Origin of the sequence: Candidatus Uabimicrobium helgolandensis, from assembly GCF_041508025.1 — a bacterium.
GTDB classification, from domain to species: domain Bacteria; phylum Planctomycetota; class Uabimicrobiia; order Uabimicrobiales; family Uabimicrobiaceae; genus Uabimicrobium; species Uabimicrobium helgolandensis.
Genome location: NZ_CP165719.1, coordinates 6,916,820 through 6,933,133, shown reverse-complemented (window position 1 = coordinate 6,933,133; position 16,314 = coordinate 6,916,820). Strand labels below are relative to the sequence as shown.

Annotated in this window: 12 protein-coding genes; 9 read left to right on the top strand and 3 right to left on the bottom strand. The window is 36.0% G+C overall.

Features of this window, described 5'->3' with window-relative positions; genetic code table 11:
- The first annotated feature begins 354 nt into the window (after positions 1-354).
- The 4 genes from UABHE_RS25790 (at position 355) to UABHE_RS25775 (ending at position 7,042) form a co-directional block, all read left to right on the top strand.
- A complete protein-coding gene (locus UABHE_RS25790; protein WP_372366190.1) occupies positions 355-4,170 on the top strand; it encodes a hypothetical protein in 3,816 nt (1,271 codons plus the stop codon).
- A 480-nt stretch (positions 4,171-4,650) separates the two neighbouring features.
- On the top strand, positions 4,651-5,253 hold the full coding sequence (locus tag UABHE_RS25785) for an arylesterase (protein ID WP_372366189.1): 603 nt from the start codon (positions 4,651-4,653) through the stop codon (positions 5,251-5,253).
- Positions 5,254-5,319: 66 nt separating this feature from the next.
- Complete coding sequence (locus tag UABHE_RS25780; RefSeq protein ID WP_372366188.1) at positions 5,320-5,877, top strand: RidA family protein; 558 nt, start codon at positions 5,320-5,322, stop codon at positions 5,875-5,877.
- A gap of 58 nt (positions 5,878-5,935) precedes the next feature.
- Positions 5,936-7,042 (top strand): aminopeptidase, encoded by a 1,107-nt coding sequence (locus tag UABHE_RS25775; RefSeq protein ID WP_372366187.1) that lies wholly within the window; start codon positions 5,936-5,938, stop codon positions 7,040-7,042.
- An 85-nt stretch (positions 7,043-7,127) separates the two neighbouring features.
- On the opposite strand, the gene UABHE_RS25770 is transcribed toward UABHE_RS25775, so the two are convergent.
- Positions 7,128-8,312 (bottom strand): SUMF1/EgtB/PvdO family nonheme iron enzyme, encoded by a 1,185-nt coding sequence (locus UABHE_RS25770; protein WP_372366186.1) that lies wholly within the window; start codon positions 8,310-8,312, stop codon positions 7,128-7,130.
- A gap of 261 nt (positions 8,313-8,573) precedes the next feature.
- On the opposite strand from UABHE_RS25770, the gene UABHE_RS25765 reads away from it, so the two are divergent.
- The 5 genes from UABHE_RS25765 (at position 8,574) to UABHE_RS25745 (ending at position 13,687) form a co-directional block, all read left to right on the top strand.
- Positions 8,574-9,281 (top strand): DNA alkylation repair protein, encoded by a 708-nt coding sequence (locus UABHE_RS25765; protein WP_372371681.1) that lies wholly within the window; start codon positions 8,574-8,576, stop codon positions 9,279-9,281.
- Positions 9,282-9,362: 81 nt separating this feature from the next.
- The gene (locus tag UABHE_RS25760) at positions 9,363-11,006 is read left to right on the top strand and encodes a CTP synthase (protein WP_372366185.1); all 1,644 of its coding nucleotides are present in this window, start codon (positions 9,363-9,365) and stop codon (positions 11,004-11,006) included.
- Positions 10,990-11,748: a prolipoprotein diacylglyceryl transferase gene (locus UABHE_RS25755; RefSeq protein WP_372366184.1), complete on the top strand. Its 759-nt coding sequence runs from the start codon at positions 10,990-10,992 to the stop codon at positions 11,746-11,748. Before UABHE_RS25760 ends, UABHE_RS25755 begins: the two co-directional genes overlap by 17 nt.
- On the top strand, positions 11,726-12,007 hold the full coding sequence (locus UABHE_RS25750; RefSeq protein WP_372366183.1) for a hypothetical protein: 282 nt from the start codon (positions 11,726-11,728) through the stop codon (positions 12,005-12,007). The genes UABHE_RS25755 and UABHE_RS25750 overlap by 23 nt, the downstream gene beginning before the upstream one ends.
- Before the next feature lie 294 nt (positions 12,008-12,301).
- Positions 12,302-13,687 (top strand): radical SAM protein, encoded by a 1,386-nt coding sequence (locus UABHE_RS25745; RefSeq protein WP_372366182.1) that lies wholly within the window; start codon positions 12,302-12,304, stop codon positions 13,685-13,687.
- A 407-nt stretch (positions 13,688-14,094) separates the two neighbouring features.
- On the opposite strand, the gene UABHE_RS25740 is transcribed toward UABHE_RS25745, so the two are convergent.
- Both UABHE_RS25740 and UABHE_RS25735 read right to left on the bottom strand, forming a co-directional pair.
- Positions 14,095-15,237 (bottom strand): SMP-30/gluconolactonase/LRE family protein, encoded by a 1,143-nt coding sequence (locus UABHE_RS25740; protein WP_372366181.1) that lies wholly within the window; start codon positions 15,235-15,237, stop codon positions 14,095-14,097.
- A 54-nt stretch (positions 15,238-15,291) separates the two neighbouring features.
- The gene (locus tag UABHE_RS25735) at positions 15,292-16,290 is read right to left on the bottom strand and encodes an AraC family transcriptional regulator ligand-binding domain-containing protein (RefSeq protein ID WP_372366180.1); all 999 of its coding nucleotides are present in this window, start codon (positions 16,288-16,290) and stop codon (positions 15,292-15,294) included.
- Positions 16,291-16,314: the final 24 nt, after the last annotated feature.

Below are 16,314 nucleotides of genomic sequence, written 5' to 3'. Positions count from 1 at the left end.
TAATAGTCTCATAACTTTGAATGAGAGCTGATTACAGCAGCCAAAAAAACAAAAAGATCTTTTTTGATTTTAATAGGAATGGTACGCCCTGGTAGTGTGTTAGCTCAATATCTGTAAATTTACTTGATATAGATACTGTACTAGTACTAGAGCGTGTTAACATTTAGGTTTTTGTAAGGAAGACAAATGTCGACGCGCCGTAGCAACAAATGCAAAAAAATATTTGAGTGTGTTGCAACAAGTTATTACGGATTTTAAATGGATATTTTGATATTCAGAAAGGAAGTGCGAGGAATATTTTGCATGTAAGGCCTAAAATTTCAAGTCAAATATCTTAGCCCTCGCCACATTGTAATGAAAAACGCTGAGTTTTACCCTGAACAAAAAAGTATTGAAATCCATCCGATTGAGGATCAACAGCCTCTACGTTATTTTTTGGATGGACTTTCTGAGGATTCTTCTCCTCAAGAATTTGAACTGAAGTTAGCTTTTCCTTCCAAATGGAATTTACAATCTCCTAAATTAAAACAAGAGGTTCGTAAAATTCTTGCGAAAATTATCGCGGTCTCTAATTTTACGATTGATCAAGCAGGAGAACAAGTTGTTGTCGATATTCCTATTCGCACTTTGACAGATACTAGTTTACTACCTGAGGCTGATATTGTAAAAATACCTGTTTTGGTTAAATTAGTTGAAACTACGGAGAGTGGTGAAGTTGTTGAGTATAAATGCCGCCAAGAAATCCTGCTGAATACAAATTCTGAAAATAATGAAGATGAAGATGAAGGTCTAGAAGAAGGAAATGAGGAAAATCACTTTGATGATGACGATGAGCAACCAGATTATTCTGAAGATGCTGACGGAGCAGATGGTGATGAGTATACAGAAGGCGAAGATGAGTATGAAGGTGAAGATGAAGAGGCTGCTACAGTTGCAAATGTCTACAGTGGTTTACTTGCTATTGACTATGGTACAGCAAACTCGTCTGTTGCAGTGCGTGATCCATCTTTTGCCGCAGAAGAGGTACGTGGGCAATTAGGTACAGATCAATGGGAAGCTTTGTGCGAATGGATGGATATGTGGTTGACAGATCATTTATCTTCTTTAGAGCCAGATAGTGTTGATGTTTTTATAAAAAACCTAACGCTTGTTATTCCAACCGCTGAATTTCCTGAGTGTGGTGCACCTAAAACTGATATTACGCAAGCACTCAATCGTTTCGATGAAAAATTACGCATCCAATTTTTGTCAGAGTTAATTGGACGTTTATCTAATTTTGTAAAAGACGGTGGCGATAGCGAAGCAATTAAAGGTGTTGCTAGTGAAACTATGCAAGGTTTTGAAGCGAGTATTGATTCCCAAAATTTAGAATCTCAAAGATATTTTGTTTTAGAGCTTGATAAGAACGTTGGTCCAGCACCAATTTCTAGTGTGCTACAAATTATTGATGCACCTGAAAGTGAAGATCCTGATCGTCTAACAGAAGAAACTAAGATCGATATGGGAGCGCGTGTTGGACTATTACTTCATAGTGCTGCTACTGGGGAACTTGATATTCGTCAATTTGTATTATCAAGTAAAAGGTACTTTGGGCGTGATGAGATAATATCAGTTGTGCCAGCAGAGTCTGGGGGAAGAGAAGTAAACTTTCCTTCAGCAACATTGGCAAAAATTACTTATAAAGAATTATTTTCACGTTCAGTAAGTGACATTCATCGTCGCAGTGAAGAAGGTAAATTTGAAGATGCTGAATGGTTATGTTCAGTTGTAGCAACATTTCCTACTTCTTATCCTGCTGCAAGTCGGCACTTACTACGCGAAATTCTGAATGACTTGAATATTCGCGAAGTGGATACGCGTTTTGATGAAGCGACAGCAGCAGCTATTTTCCATATTTGGCGTGAGATAGGCGCTGACCCTGTTTGTGGTATGCATGGTTTGATGGCTCGTAGTCGTAAAGACAAATATGGACGCTCTTATCAAAATATACTTCTTTATGATTTAGGTGGTGGAACAACAGATATCGCACTTATACAGCTTCTTTATGAAGAAATTGAAATATTTGAACCTGGAGAAGACCGCGGGCATGGTGGATCTTATTTCCGTATCACACCGCGCTTATTGGGAACGACTGGTCATGCGTATCTTGGTGGTGACTTATTAACGCTTTGGGTTTTTCGTTATTTAAAATCGCGTTTAGCAGATCAAGTACTTACTCATATTACCCAAAATAACTTAGAACCACCAATGGATAGTCCTCTAGGTCAGTTAATGATGAATATGCCTGACGATCTTATTGACAACGAAGATGATCCAGAAGCTTTACCTCGTTATCGTCCAGGAGCATTGTTAGAGTGGACTGTACACCCATCGCAAAACTTGCGTAACTACGATAATCTCAATGAGAAAGTTATTGATAAAGTAATTCCAACGCGTTTTATCGATGATAGTAGCAAGATTTCTAACTTCTTTACTTTGTGGGAAATTAGTGATGAGCTTAAGAAAACACTAGGAACCCCTATTATCGAAAACTTTGGAACAGTAATGGCAAGTACTTTGCCAGAAAACTGGCCAGATGAACTAGAACTCGATAGTGGACAACTGTACAACTTTATGCAAATGGCACAAGGTTGGTTGGTTGAAACTGGTGCCATCCAACAAGATGATTTAGCGCTTGTGGTAACACAAGAAGATATGAACAATGTGATAATGGATACCATTAAACAGTCACTTAGTTTGGCCGCTAGTTTAGCCATTGCAAGACTTCAAGGTACTGATGAAACTCAAGGAGATCGTATCGATCGCTTGATACTCTCTGGTTTGTCTTGTAATATGAAAGCTGTACAACAAGGTGCTCATGAAATATTTACCGAAACATCAGGTATTTTCGATTATGATCCTGCCAATGTACGTTTTGACCGCGACTCTGCAAAAACTGCTGTTCCGTTAGGAGCATGTATTGGTCGTTATATGGAATCTGTTCGCGTAGATCCATTCAACGAAAAAACGCGACAATTACTACGCGATGGCTATGATCAAATTGAGCTTATTATTGAGAACTTGTTTAGTTATCTACCATGTCGTATTGCTTATGACTCATTGGTAGCTATGGTAACTATTTTTAGACAAGGCCAAGAACTTAATGTGAAATCTTATTGGGATAAAGAAGAAACGGTTGCGCGCACTTCTATTAAAGATTTCCGTCCAGTTCAAGAAAAGTTTTGGATTTATCGTATAGACTTCGAAGGAGCAGAGCCTCAATACTTAGGTCTTATAGATGCTGAAGCTGTTGCTGCTGATCATGACTTCGAAAATTTCCGTCAATTCCGCGAGGAATATGTCGTTGGTTTTGAAGTAAACTCTGATATGGCAATTCGTTGCTTTTTCCTACCGAAGGGACAAACAACTATTGTCTTGCAAGATTACCATGAGCCAGTAGAAGGTGAAGTTGTACCTCAAATCATCGAGTCGATAAGTGATTATCGCGCACGCAATGTTAAAAATGATGATGATGAAGATGAGTATGAAGAAGATCCATACCAAGAAGAACCAGAAGAAGAGCCAGAAGAAGAACCAGCGACAGAAGAAGAAAATAACGAAGATGTTGTATTTGATGAAGATGCTGAAGATTCAGAAGAAAACCCTGAAGATACCGACGACGATGAAGAGGCCGAAGACGATGGCATATTAGAAGACGACGGTGTTGAAGAAGAAACTGATGATGAAATGTCTGAAGAAAATGCTTCTAGCAAGAGTAAAGCAATTAAGTCTGAAGAAGAATTTGATCCGCAATTTGCTGTCAATACTTCTATTCAATTAAAAGAAACTCTTGCTGAAACCACGGCTATTCATGCTGGAGCTCCACTCAATTTCCGCGTACAATATCCAAGTGGTGAAACCAAGGACTGTACTCTGAGTCTTGCTGTTCACATTCGCGATGAGTATGATTTTAAACTACAAGAAGCGGAAGGTGAAGATCCTTCTGATGATTTAGTTGCTCGTTTTGAGATTGATGAATCAGAAACGGAAGAAGCAACACTCATTTGTGATCAAGATGGAAAGCTTGTTATGACTAGCAATTGTCTTTTTGACATCGAGATATATGCTGAAATAGAATATGTCGCTCAAAAAGTCAATGCTGAATTTGATCCTTTCTGCGGAACTCACTAATTTGCTAAAAAAGACCTGGTTATCCAGGTCTTTTTTACATCACACCCAATAAAAATCATAACATCAGGGATGTGGCGGAAGATAATGTACCAAATTTTACAAGTATTTTATTTATTGGTTAAGCATTTGGAATGCATTCCGAAAAATAATAACACTGATAGATAAAATATCATTATTTTCCGTCCTCTCTTAAACAATTCAAATCGAAATATTTCCCATTTTCTATAACAAAGTGGCATTTGATGAGGTAAATGAATTGTATTGTTAAGGGAGCTCTGTATTTCATTATTTACTTCTAATCTTAATAGCGGAAATGATCCTGACTATCGTGATTATAAATCATCTACTTTTGAATTATATCTGAGAGGGACGTGATAATTTATTGCGTAATTGATAGAAGAGAAGATTGATATTATTAAATTGCTTGTTCAATATAGACGTTCAAAGCAAATATATAGGGCGTTTAATAAAGGAGAGTATATGCGATGTGGCGCGTTTTTTTTAGTCGTGTTGTTTGTGATAAGTTGTGGCAGTGTAAAGAAAGCTGCAATTAGTGATGATGAAGTAATCGTTGCTTTTGGTGATAGTATTACATATGGCGTCGGAGCGACAAAAAATAACAGTTACCCAAGTATTTTGTCTAAGCTTTTAGGCAGAGAAGTGATTGCTTGTGGAGTGTCGGGAGAAACGACAAAACAAGGACTACGTAGATTACCCCAAGTTTTAAAAAAATACTCCCCTAAGATTTTATTGTTGTGTTTAGGAGGAAATGATTTTTTACGTAGGCACTCTAAAGAGTCTACAATTGCAAATCTTGAAGCGATGATTAAACTAGCACAACAGCAAAATATTGAAGTGGTTCTTATTGGTGTTCCACGTCCCTCTGTTATAATTTCAACAGCAGCGTTTTATCCGCAATTAGCTACAAAATATAGTTTAGTATACGAAGGAAATATTTTGCAAAAAGTTCTAGCAAAAAAAAGTTTTAAATCTGATCTTATACATCCCAATGCAGAAGGTTATGCGCTAATTGCTCAGTCTATTGCTGATGTTTTGTACTCGTCAGGTCTTATTGAACAATAGTTTAAAGTTTAACTGTTTTATTTTAGTTACACTGTCTTAGACACTCCTATATTAAAAGGAAAAAAAATGAAAAAAGTATTACTTATCGCTATCATTTTTACTGTGTGTACGGTATTTATTACTGTAACTTCTCATCAAGACATATATGGAGAAGACAATAGCGTTGATGCAGAGAAAAATCTTAAAAGTTTAGGAATTACTTTGCAACCACCTCGCCCGTTTAAGGCCAACTTTGTACGTTCAGTGCGCACTGGTAATTTAATTTTCTTATCTGGGCACATATCTATTGATGAGCAAGGAAAACTTATCATGGGTAAGGTAGGAAAAGATCTTGACGTTGATCAAGGTAAAGAAGCTGCTCGCCGTTGTGCAATTGGTTTACTTGCATCCTTGAAAGGAGCTGTCGGCGACTTGAATAATGTTCAGCGAATTGTAAAAGTAACAGGAATGGTAAATGCAAGCGAAGATTTCACGGGACATTCTACTGTTATCAATGGTTGTTCTGATTTACTTGTAGAAATTTTTGGAAAAGAAAATGGAAAACATGCGCGCGCTGCGGTTGGAATGAGTTCTTTGCCTTTGGGTGTTGCTGTAGAAATTGAAATGATCGTAGAAGTTAAGTAAGCTATAAAACTCAACTTATAAGTCGCAATGACTTACAATACTTACAGAAAGGATTATCATGAAAAGTTGCGCAATCGAAAAATTTGCCAAAGTACTTGTTGATTACTCTATGGACATCCAAAAAGGAGATAACCTTTGCATTCAAACGCATATTCCTAGTTTACTTTTGGTCCAGGAAGTCTATAAACAAGCTTTGCAAAAAGGAGCAAATCTTACTGTTAATGTTATGGTAGAAGAGTTAAACGAATTATACTATTTACATGCTTCAGATGAGCAGCTGGCTTATATATCCCCATTAAAAGTATTAGAAGTAGGGCATTTTGATGCTTTTTTAGTCATTTTAGGCAATGAGAATATCAAGTCTATGGCTGGTGTTGATTCTGAAAGAATGGCTAAACGGGCACAAGCTAAAAAAGACTTAAATACCAAGTTTATGCAAAGGATGTGCGATAGCGATCTTAAGTTATGCATTACTCAATTTCCTAATAATGCTCTAGCACAGGGAGCAGGAATGTCACTTCGCGGTTACGAAGATTTTTTAGCTAAAGCATGTTTTTTAAACGAAGAGAATCCAACAGAGTTATGGCGTAATTACAGTAAAGAACAAGCAAAAATTTGTGCTTTTTTAATGGGTAAAAAGAATTTCAGAATAGTTTCTGAGGGGACAGATTTGCGTTTTTGTGCAGAAGGACGTACTTGGGTTAATTGTGATGGACGTATTAATTTCCCTGATGGTGAAGTGTTTACCGGACCAGTAGAAGATTCAGTAAATGGGACTATCCGTTTTTCTTTTCCGGGAGTATATCATGGAAAAGAAGTTGAAGATATACAACTGAAATTTGAAGAGGGAAAAGTAGTACACGCAGATGCAAAACGCGGTAAAGAAATTCTTGAGTCGATGCTTAACACTGATGAAGGAGCAAGACGCGCAGGCGAATTTGCTATCGCAACAAATTACAATATCCAAACATTTACCAAAAATATTTTGTTTGATGAAAAGATTGGTGGAACAGTACACTTGGCGTTAGGTAGTAGCATTCCTGTCTCTGGTGGTGTTAATAAATCGGCAATTCACTGGGATATGGTTTGTGATATGCGAAATGGTCAGATTTACGCAGATGACGAGCTTATCTACGAAAACGGTAAATTCATTATCGATTTCTAAAGTTTAGTGTTCTGCAGTATTAGTTTTGCCCTAACTTCAAATTGGGCAAAATTAATGCTGCATACGAACTTGGTTTTGATTGTGTCTAACAAGAGAAGATTACACGAAATCCAATACGGTTACTCAAAGTATTTACTTTTTCATTTCCTCTACTAGAACAACGACATCGTTTTGCTGAATTCCAAAAACTCCCGCCGCGTAATACTTTTGAGTTTTTCGTACTATCCCTATATGGGCTTCCATCTGTTGGGCACTCTTCATAATTTTTAGTCCAAGAGTCTTCGCACCACTCCCAGAGATTTCCAAGCATGTCGTGTAGTCCGAAGTTATTTGGTAGTTTTTGTCCAACTTCTTGGAGCCTCTCTTGCGAATTATCTTTGTACCAACAGTAGTCGCTATTTATTTGCTCTCCCCAATAGAATCTATCTTTGGTGTTAGCACGACAAGCATATTCCCACTGCGTTTCACTTGGTAGTTTTAAACCTGTATTACTACAAAATTCTTGGCTCATTTCCCAACTTACTTGTTCCACTGGTGCTTTGTCTGATTGAAATGAAGAAGGATTCTTTCCCATGATTTTTTTCCAAATGTCTTGGGTAATCGCGTATTTACTCATCAAAAATGAGTCGATAGTGACTTCGCGCCGGTATTTTTCAGAATCGAAAGCCATATCATCTTTTGTTGAACTTCCCATCGCAAATCGTCCTGAAGGAATTTGAACAAATTCTATTCCCGTAGGAATGTGTGTATATTCTTTTATTATGTTACCGTTAACTGTGCATTCTTGAGAAAATTTAAAATTGGCAAGTTGTAAAATGTTTTTTGCAGTGGATATTAAATTTTCAATATCGCGATCAAAATCAGGATCTTGGCGAATACGTATACCATTTTGGTAAGTGAGTTGACTAATATTTTCTGGTAATTCTGATTCTTTTGGCATTTCTGCATTTTGCACTAAAAGAGGAATTATTGGAATATTATTTTCGAGTGCTATGGATATTTCCGCCCTCACGATATCTTCGTTATTGAAAATGCGAACATTGCCGTTGTTATCCTTTGCTTTTAGCCATTGCTTTCCAATTACTACTAAAACCAAACTGCTGTTGCGGAGTTTTTCTTTTAGAAAATCAACAAAATGAACTCCTGCAGGAATGGAAAACGAATCTCTAAAAATTTGATCACGACCAAATTGAGAAACCAAACGGTCATGTATACGACCAACATTGTCCATGCTATCACTTTGTCGATAAGAGATAAATATTTGAGTCATTTTTTTCTTTCTGTTTGCGATTAACATAATTATTTTGTTACGCTGCTTGCACAATAAGTTATTGTAAATACAAAAGATATTGAAGATGTACTTAAGTACTATTTTCTCTGAATTACTTATAAAATTCAAACAAAACAAAAATTAAATGATAAAAGTACGCCTAAAAATTTATTTGCAATACCACAAGTAAACGACTACATTTAATTTATCAAATGTTCTAACTAAAAGGAGAGGCTCATGGCAAAAAAGCAAACTATTACTATGACGGTTACAGAAGTAATGGATGAACTCAAAAGTTATAGTAACGAAAATACTAAAAAAATAGGTTTGAAGCACGGAGCAAAAGAGCCGCTTTTCGGGGTTAAAGTTCAAGATCTTAAGAAAATTCAGAAAAAAGTAAAAAAAGATTATCAGTTATCTTTGGATCTCTACGATACTGGAAATTCTGATGCAATGTATCTTGCTGGACTTATTACTGACGAAGGTAAAATTACCAAGAAAGATCTCAATAAATGGGTGAAGAAAGCTTATTGGTATATGCTAAGTGAGTACACTGTCGCTTGGATTGCATCAGAAAGTAAGCATGGTTATGATTTAGCTCTTAAGTGGATAGAATCAGACAAAGAAGGTATTGCTGCTGCTGGTTGGGCTACTTTATCTTGTTGTTCTACACTTAAACAAGATGAAGATTTGGATATTACTAATTATAAAAAATTACTCAACCGCATTCCTAAAGAAATTGATAAAGCGCCTAATCGAGTGCGTTATACAATGAATGGCTTTGTTATTGCTGTTGGTGCTAGTATTACAGGATTAACAAAACAGGCAATGAAGATCGCTGAAAAAATTGGTAAAGTTGAAGTTAATATGGGAAGTACATCTTGTAAAGTTCCTTTAGCGACAGAATCTATACAAAAGATAATTGACAAAGAGCGTGTTGGTAAAAAGCGTAAAACGGCGCGTTGTTGAGATAGCGATCAATTTTTATAGGACCTGTTTGTTGAATGCATTTACAATCTCTTTCTCTCTAATGATTTAATAGGTAAGTACATGACAAATTTACGAACGTTTCCAAAGTATATCTTTGTTACAGGCGGAGTCTGTTCCTCTTTGGGAAAGGGAATTGCTAGTGCCTCGATAGGGGCTCTCCTTAAGGCAAGTGGTTATAAAATTTTTGTGCAAAAATTAGACCCTTATTTAAATATAGATCCTGGTACAATGAGTCCTTCTCAACACGGCGAAGTTTATGTTACAGATGATGGAGCAGAAACAGATCTTGATATTGGACATTACGAACGATTTATTGATGTCAGTCTTTCGAAAGATTCGACGGTTACGACAGGTAAGATTTACACAGAGGTTCTCACAAAAGAACGCCGAGGAGATTTCTTAGGAGGAACAATTCAAATTATTCCTCATATTACTGATGCGATTAAAGAACGCATTCAACAAGCGGCAAAAAAAAGTAAATGTGATATCATGATCATCGAAATAGGAGGCACTATCGGTGACATTGAGGGAGAGCCATTTATTGAGGCAATGCGTCAATTTCGCAATGAATTAGGAAGCAAAAACGTTTTGTCTATGCATATGACATTGTTACCTTATTTGAAAGCAGCAAAAGAACTTAAGACAAAACCAACTCAACTTTCTGTACGAGAACTTAAACGCCAAGGTATACAACCTGATTTTATTTTAGCGCGCGCTGATTACAAGATACCACAAGCTTTACTTGATAAAATATCGTTGTTTTGCGGAGTTGAAAAGCGCTTTGTGATTCCGGTAACTACTTCCAATTCGATTTATGAAGTTCCTGTTAAATTTTATGAGCACAGAATCACAGAACTTATTGCTGAAAAAATGCAATTGCAAAATTTACAAACCAATATTGAAGAGTGGGAAAAACTACTTCAAAAAATCAACGCTTCGGATCAAGAACTAAGTATAGGACTCGTTGGTAAATATATGCGTTTAGAAGATTCTTATATCTCTATTATTGAAGCTTTAAAATCAGCTTGTTATGCGTGCGGTTGTAAATTGAATATTGTGTGGATCAATGCGGAACGTTTGGAGTCTCAAACAAGCAACGAATGGGAAAAGATAAAGAAAATAAAAGCGATTATTGTGCCAGGAGGTTTTGGCAATCGCGGCATTGAAGGAAAAGTACTCGCAGCTAAATATGCACGTATTCATAATATTCCGTATTTAGGAATTTGTTTAGGAGCGCAGATCTTGGCAATTGAGTATGCCAGGTATATTTTAAACAACCCGCAACTTACCTCAGAAGAATTTGATGAATATTCTGATTCAGAAAACCATGTTATTCATTTTTTGCCAGGGCAATCGAATAAAAAGTCAAAAGGAGGAACTCTGCGCGTAGGCTCTTATCCTTGTAATATATTACGTAAAAGTATTGCTTATGAATCTTATAATCAAGATATTGTTCACGAACGCCATCGCCATCGTTACGAATTTAATAACTATTTTAGAAACCAACTCTCTGGGTTAATATTCTCAGGAATATATGAACGACAAGATCTTGTTGAAATAATGGAAATTAAAAATCACCCATTTATGGTAGGGTGCCAGTTTCATCCTGAATTCAAATCGCGACCACACAAACCACACCCTTTGTTTTTTCAATTTATAAAAATTGCTTGTATGGATAAAAATAAAAATGCAACTACCTTTTGATTTCAAAATAGCAGGAGTTGGCATCGATTCTCATTTTTTGTTTGAGGTTCTTGCTTATATAATCAGCTACCGTTATTACATACGGCTACGTAGTAATAAAAAAGATAAAATCAATTCCGAAAATAGGTTTATTATAATTGTAGGTGCTGCTGGCGGAGCCTTTTTTGGCTCGAAGATTTTGGGAATGCTGGAACACCCATCTTTTTTTATGTTGCCGACGTTTGAAAAAATGGTGTTCTTTATGTCTACAAAAACCATTGTTGGTGGACTTCTTGGTGGTCTTATAGGGGTAGAGCTCGTAAAAAAAATAATTGGCGAAAAACATTCTTCTGGCGATTTATTTTGTTTTCCTATCATTCTAGGAATGATGATAGGGCGCATTGGTTGTTTTCTTTCGGGTATTGAAGATGGTACACATGGCATTGAGACTACTTTTTTTCTTGGTATGGATTTAGGGGATGGTTTAAAAAGGCATCCTACAGCTCTTTATGAAATATTGGTACTTGCTGTTTTATGGTTATTTTTATGCGTATCGCGTAGTAAATGTTCTTTTAGAGATGGTTTATTGTTTGAACTATTTATGGTCTTTTACCTGTGGTGGAGATTCTTAATTGAGTTTATAAAACCTATCTATCAATATGATATTATTGGAATATCTGCGATACAAGTAGCTTGTGTTTGCGGAATTTGTTACTATTTTTTAAAAGGATGTATTATATATGTCAAAAATTGTAAAAATTAATCTTCGCATACTTGTAACTTACCATATTGTTTTTAACACAATACTATTTTTTAATGAAAAATTAATTCTCGTTTCTATGATTACTATGCTAATACATGCATTCCTCTGTTTTGCAATGGCTATCGCTGAACTGGTTCATGGTGTACGTAAAAAAGTTAAAACAAAAGCCGGAGAATATATGCTGTCGATGTTTTTAGTGCTTCTCATCGGAATGGGGAGTTGTATACTGTCAATTAATATTGTAGGTCGAAGATTTTGAGAGGTCCATATGTCAAAAATTGTAAAAATTAATCTTATAATTATGGTTGTAGCTCATATCTTTTTTAACATAGGAATGTTCTTTAATAAAGAGCTCCTTGTCCCTTTTATGCTTAGTATACTTCTTCACTCTTTCCTTTGTTTTACGATGGCTATAGCTGAATTAGTTCATGCCGCACGTAAAAAAATTAAAACAAACTCAGGGGAATACTTGCTCTCTATGTTCTTGGTTCTTCTCATTGGAATGGGGAGTTGTATGGTGATATCTTTTAATATTGTTAGGTTGGGGTGAGTCATGGCAACAAGAAATTATGTTTATTATGAGCTTACAAATAGTGTTTGTAGTAAGTGCTTAGTTAAACTAGAGGCAAAAATTGTTATACAAAATGATAAGGTATACATGCTTAAAAATTGCCTAGAGCACGGACGCGAAAAAGTATTAATTTCAACAGATGCAGAGTATTATAAAAAATGCCGCGATTTTAACAAGCCAGGCGACTTACCATTAAAATTCAATACGGAAGTTAAATATGGTTGTCCTTATGATTGCGGCTTATGCCCAGATCACGAACAGCACTCATGTTTAACACTTATTGAGGTTACTGATCGCTGTAATTTAAAATGCCCCACTTGTTATTCCGTATCAGGGCCAAATATGGGAAGGCACCGCTCGCTAGATGAAATTGAGAAAATGCTAGACATTGTGGTTGCTAACGAAGGTGAGCCTGATGTTGTGCAAATTAGTGGAGGTGAGCCGACAGTACATCCAGATTTTTTTGAGATTCTCGACATGGCGAAAAAACGACCGATTCGCCATTTGATGATAAATACTAATGGAGTTCGTATAGCCAAAGATAAAAAGTTTGTCAAAAAGCTCGCTTCTTATATGCCTGGATTTGAAATTTATCTACAGTTTGATTCTTTTGACCCAGAAGTTTTAAAAACACTGCGAGGAGAAGATCTGACAAAAATTAGAGAGCAAGCTATTTCTAATTTAAACGAATTTGATATTTCTACTACACTAGTTGTTACTTTGCAAAAAGGACTAAACAATAAAGAAATTGGTAAAATACTTGATTACGCAGTGACCCAAAAATGTATACGCGGTGTTACTTACCAACCAACACAAATTGCTGGTAGATTAGAAAATTTTGACCCACAAAAAGATAGAATGACTCTTGGAGAAGTAAGAACATCTATTCTTGAACAATCGCAATTATTTTCAGCAGAGGATATTGTACCTGTGCCTTGCCATCCTGATGCAATTGCAATGGCATATGCTTTAAAACTAAAGGGAGATATCGTACCATTGACGCGATTTTTTAACCCCGAAGAATTACTTGATACATCGCAAAATACTATAAATTTGGAAAATCTCCCTGAAATACGCAAGAAACTCAAAAAGATATTTAGTACAGGTGCTTCCAATGAAAGTGCTTCTAGTGAATTGCAGTCAGTAATGTGTTGTATTCCCAAAATAAAAATGCCACAGCTGAGTTATAAAAATTTATTTCGCATTATTATAATGCAGTTTTACGACGCATACAATTTTGATGTACGAGGCGTAAAAAAATCTTGTGTTCACATTGTTCATAAAGATGGAAGAATCATACCTTTTGACACGATGAATTTATTTTATCGCGATGAGAAAGTTTTAGAAACAATTATTGCTAACCGTTAGAATGTGACCGTTTAGATTTTTACAAAATTAGAATTTTTAGAGAGCAGTTTAGTATTTTACAGATGTAGCGACGGCTATGACAAGACATCTCGTCGCCATATATTTGGTTTCTAGCATTGTTTTCGTGGACTATGTAGGGCGTGTCATCATTCAATACAGATAAAAATATAACGGATTCATTTAATGATACGCCAGTAGTATTGAGCCCGAGCCCGTTTGCGAGCCCGCGCCCGAAAACTTTTTGGGAGCGACAGAAAGTGATTTATTGGTTCAATACTAGTTTTTTGCGATGGAAAAAGAAACTTTGCTTCTTTGATAAATTGTTAGTGAAAGTTTCGGAAACGGGTTCGCAAACGGGCTCGGGCTCGAAAAAACACACAATATTTTGAATGATGACACGCCCTATTTTAAGGTAAAACTTTGTAAATTTTATATGGGCCATTGGCGATAATTTTTTCTTTGGAAGCTGGCTGGGCAAGAGTATTAATTAAATCGGTTAAACGACTATCGGTAAAATAAATTGTACCATCATTGGCAATAGTTATACTATCAGACCAATTGATTTGTTTATCTTGAACCAATGTATTTAATTTTCCTTCAGGTGTTAGTATTGCCAATGAGCCATACTCAACATCTGTGATGATTAGGTTATTGTCTTTATCTAATTCTATTCCATCGCTTAAAGGTTTTTTTCCCACTTCTTCTATAAAACTTGATATTTTTTCATCATCTAAATTTTTGTCGGTTAGGACTCTAGTTGGTACTCGATATACTGTGTCGTGAGACATGGCCGCCATATATAGCCAATGTCCGTCTTTACTAACTGCTAAACCATCAAATCCTACTTTAAAACTTAGTAGACCAAAAAACAGTTGGTGCGGTTTTCCATCTTGCCGCTGAATTAGCCAATTCTGAGGAGCCAAGGTGCTATGATCTTTTAGTAGTACTCTACTCGACTTGCTTTCTATATCCAGAACAATTAGGGAAGGTACAGCTAGTGGTAAGAAACCGCAATCAGCTAAATAGACCGTTTTACCATCTAGAGATACTCTTAAGTCTTGAGCGAAGATACCAACACCTTCTTTAAACTGGTGTTCAAAAACAATTTCTTTAGTGTTGATGTCAATAGCTAGTAACTTAGATGGCTGTTTTCCATCTAGTCCGCGAGGAATTGTAACCCATAGTCTTTGATGATGATCTACTGTAATTCCCATAGCATGATAAAACTTATCTTGGGTTTCTATATTTGGAAATGGTACTTTTTTTCCATCAACAAATTCGAAAAGAGTTGCTTGTGAGAAGCGTTCTGGTTTGTGTAACATATGGTAATTAAAAAACAATCTGCCTTCTTGAGAGCTTGCTACCATTCCTGGAGGATAAGGGAGTTCAGTTAAAACTTTTAGTGAGTTTTGTTTTATGGGTGTAGTATTGACCGAAGGATAAAATGTTCCTCCTCCGTATAAAATTTTAACAAACACTAAACATATTGTGATGACAAAACCTAGTATACCAAGTGTAATCGCAATCTTTTTTTTCCATGAAGCTTTCATTGTCAAGTTCTTTCTGTTGAATGATTTATTATTTTAATTAGAGTGTGTTGACATTTAGGTTTTTTCCTTGCGAATTCTTTGTGGTGTTTTTCCTGTCCAAGAACGAAAAGCGCGGACAAAAGAATTGGAACTACTAAAGCCTAATAAAAAGGAAATCTGTGTGTTAGATAGAGATGTTGTTGTTAAATAATGTTTTGCAAGTCTTTCTCTTACATTTTTTAACTCTACTTGAAAATTTGTATTTTCGTTGTTTAAATAGCGTTGTAAGCTACGCTTGCTTATGGCAAGTTTTTCTGCTACATCATCTACAGAGCTAAATCCACTAGGTAATAATTTGAACAAACAACTATGAACGCGAAGAGAAAAGGGGGTTTTGGTGTCCATCTCTGTTAAACGCTTTTTCAATTCTGGTTCAAAAAATTGCCACATATTCTGATTTTCGGTTAGAAAAGGTCGCTTTGCATCATTATTGCAGAATTGTAATTTGTTTTCAGAGGAGTGCATAGGTGTAATACCAAAGTACTGAGTATAATCACTGTGATTAAGTAAGCGTGTTGTTGATGAAATAAATAAAGGTTTTATGTTTTCGCGTGTAGCTAATCGTACAAGATGAACCAAAAAAACAAACTTTGTGGCAATAAAAATATCAGGCATAGGATAATCTGTGTAGAGGCAATCAAACGAAACAGTAGTTGTTTTTTCGTCTTCATTTATAGTAAGTATTAGCGGACCAATGAGTTGCTGATAATGACTTAAGCGTTTCATTGCAATATTTAAGCATGGGCTACAGAGAGCAGCAAATACCGAAGGATTAAAAGATTCTGCTGGAACTGTTTGTCCGAGTTGCAAAGGAAAAATGGGGCTCGAAAATAGTTCTCCTAAACTCTCCCATAATCGAAAGTACTGTTGTGTTGTTAGCAGGAAGTTTTCTCGGGAAAAAAGATCATTGGGTAATTGTGCGCGACGAAGAATGTTGCTTTCTTCTATTCCCAAATCTTTTAGTGTTACTCTCCATGCTGGATCAACAGGAAATTTTGCAGTTTGAGCTATCATAACATTCCATAACTAGTTAGACTA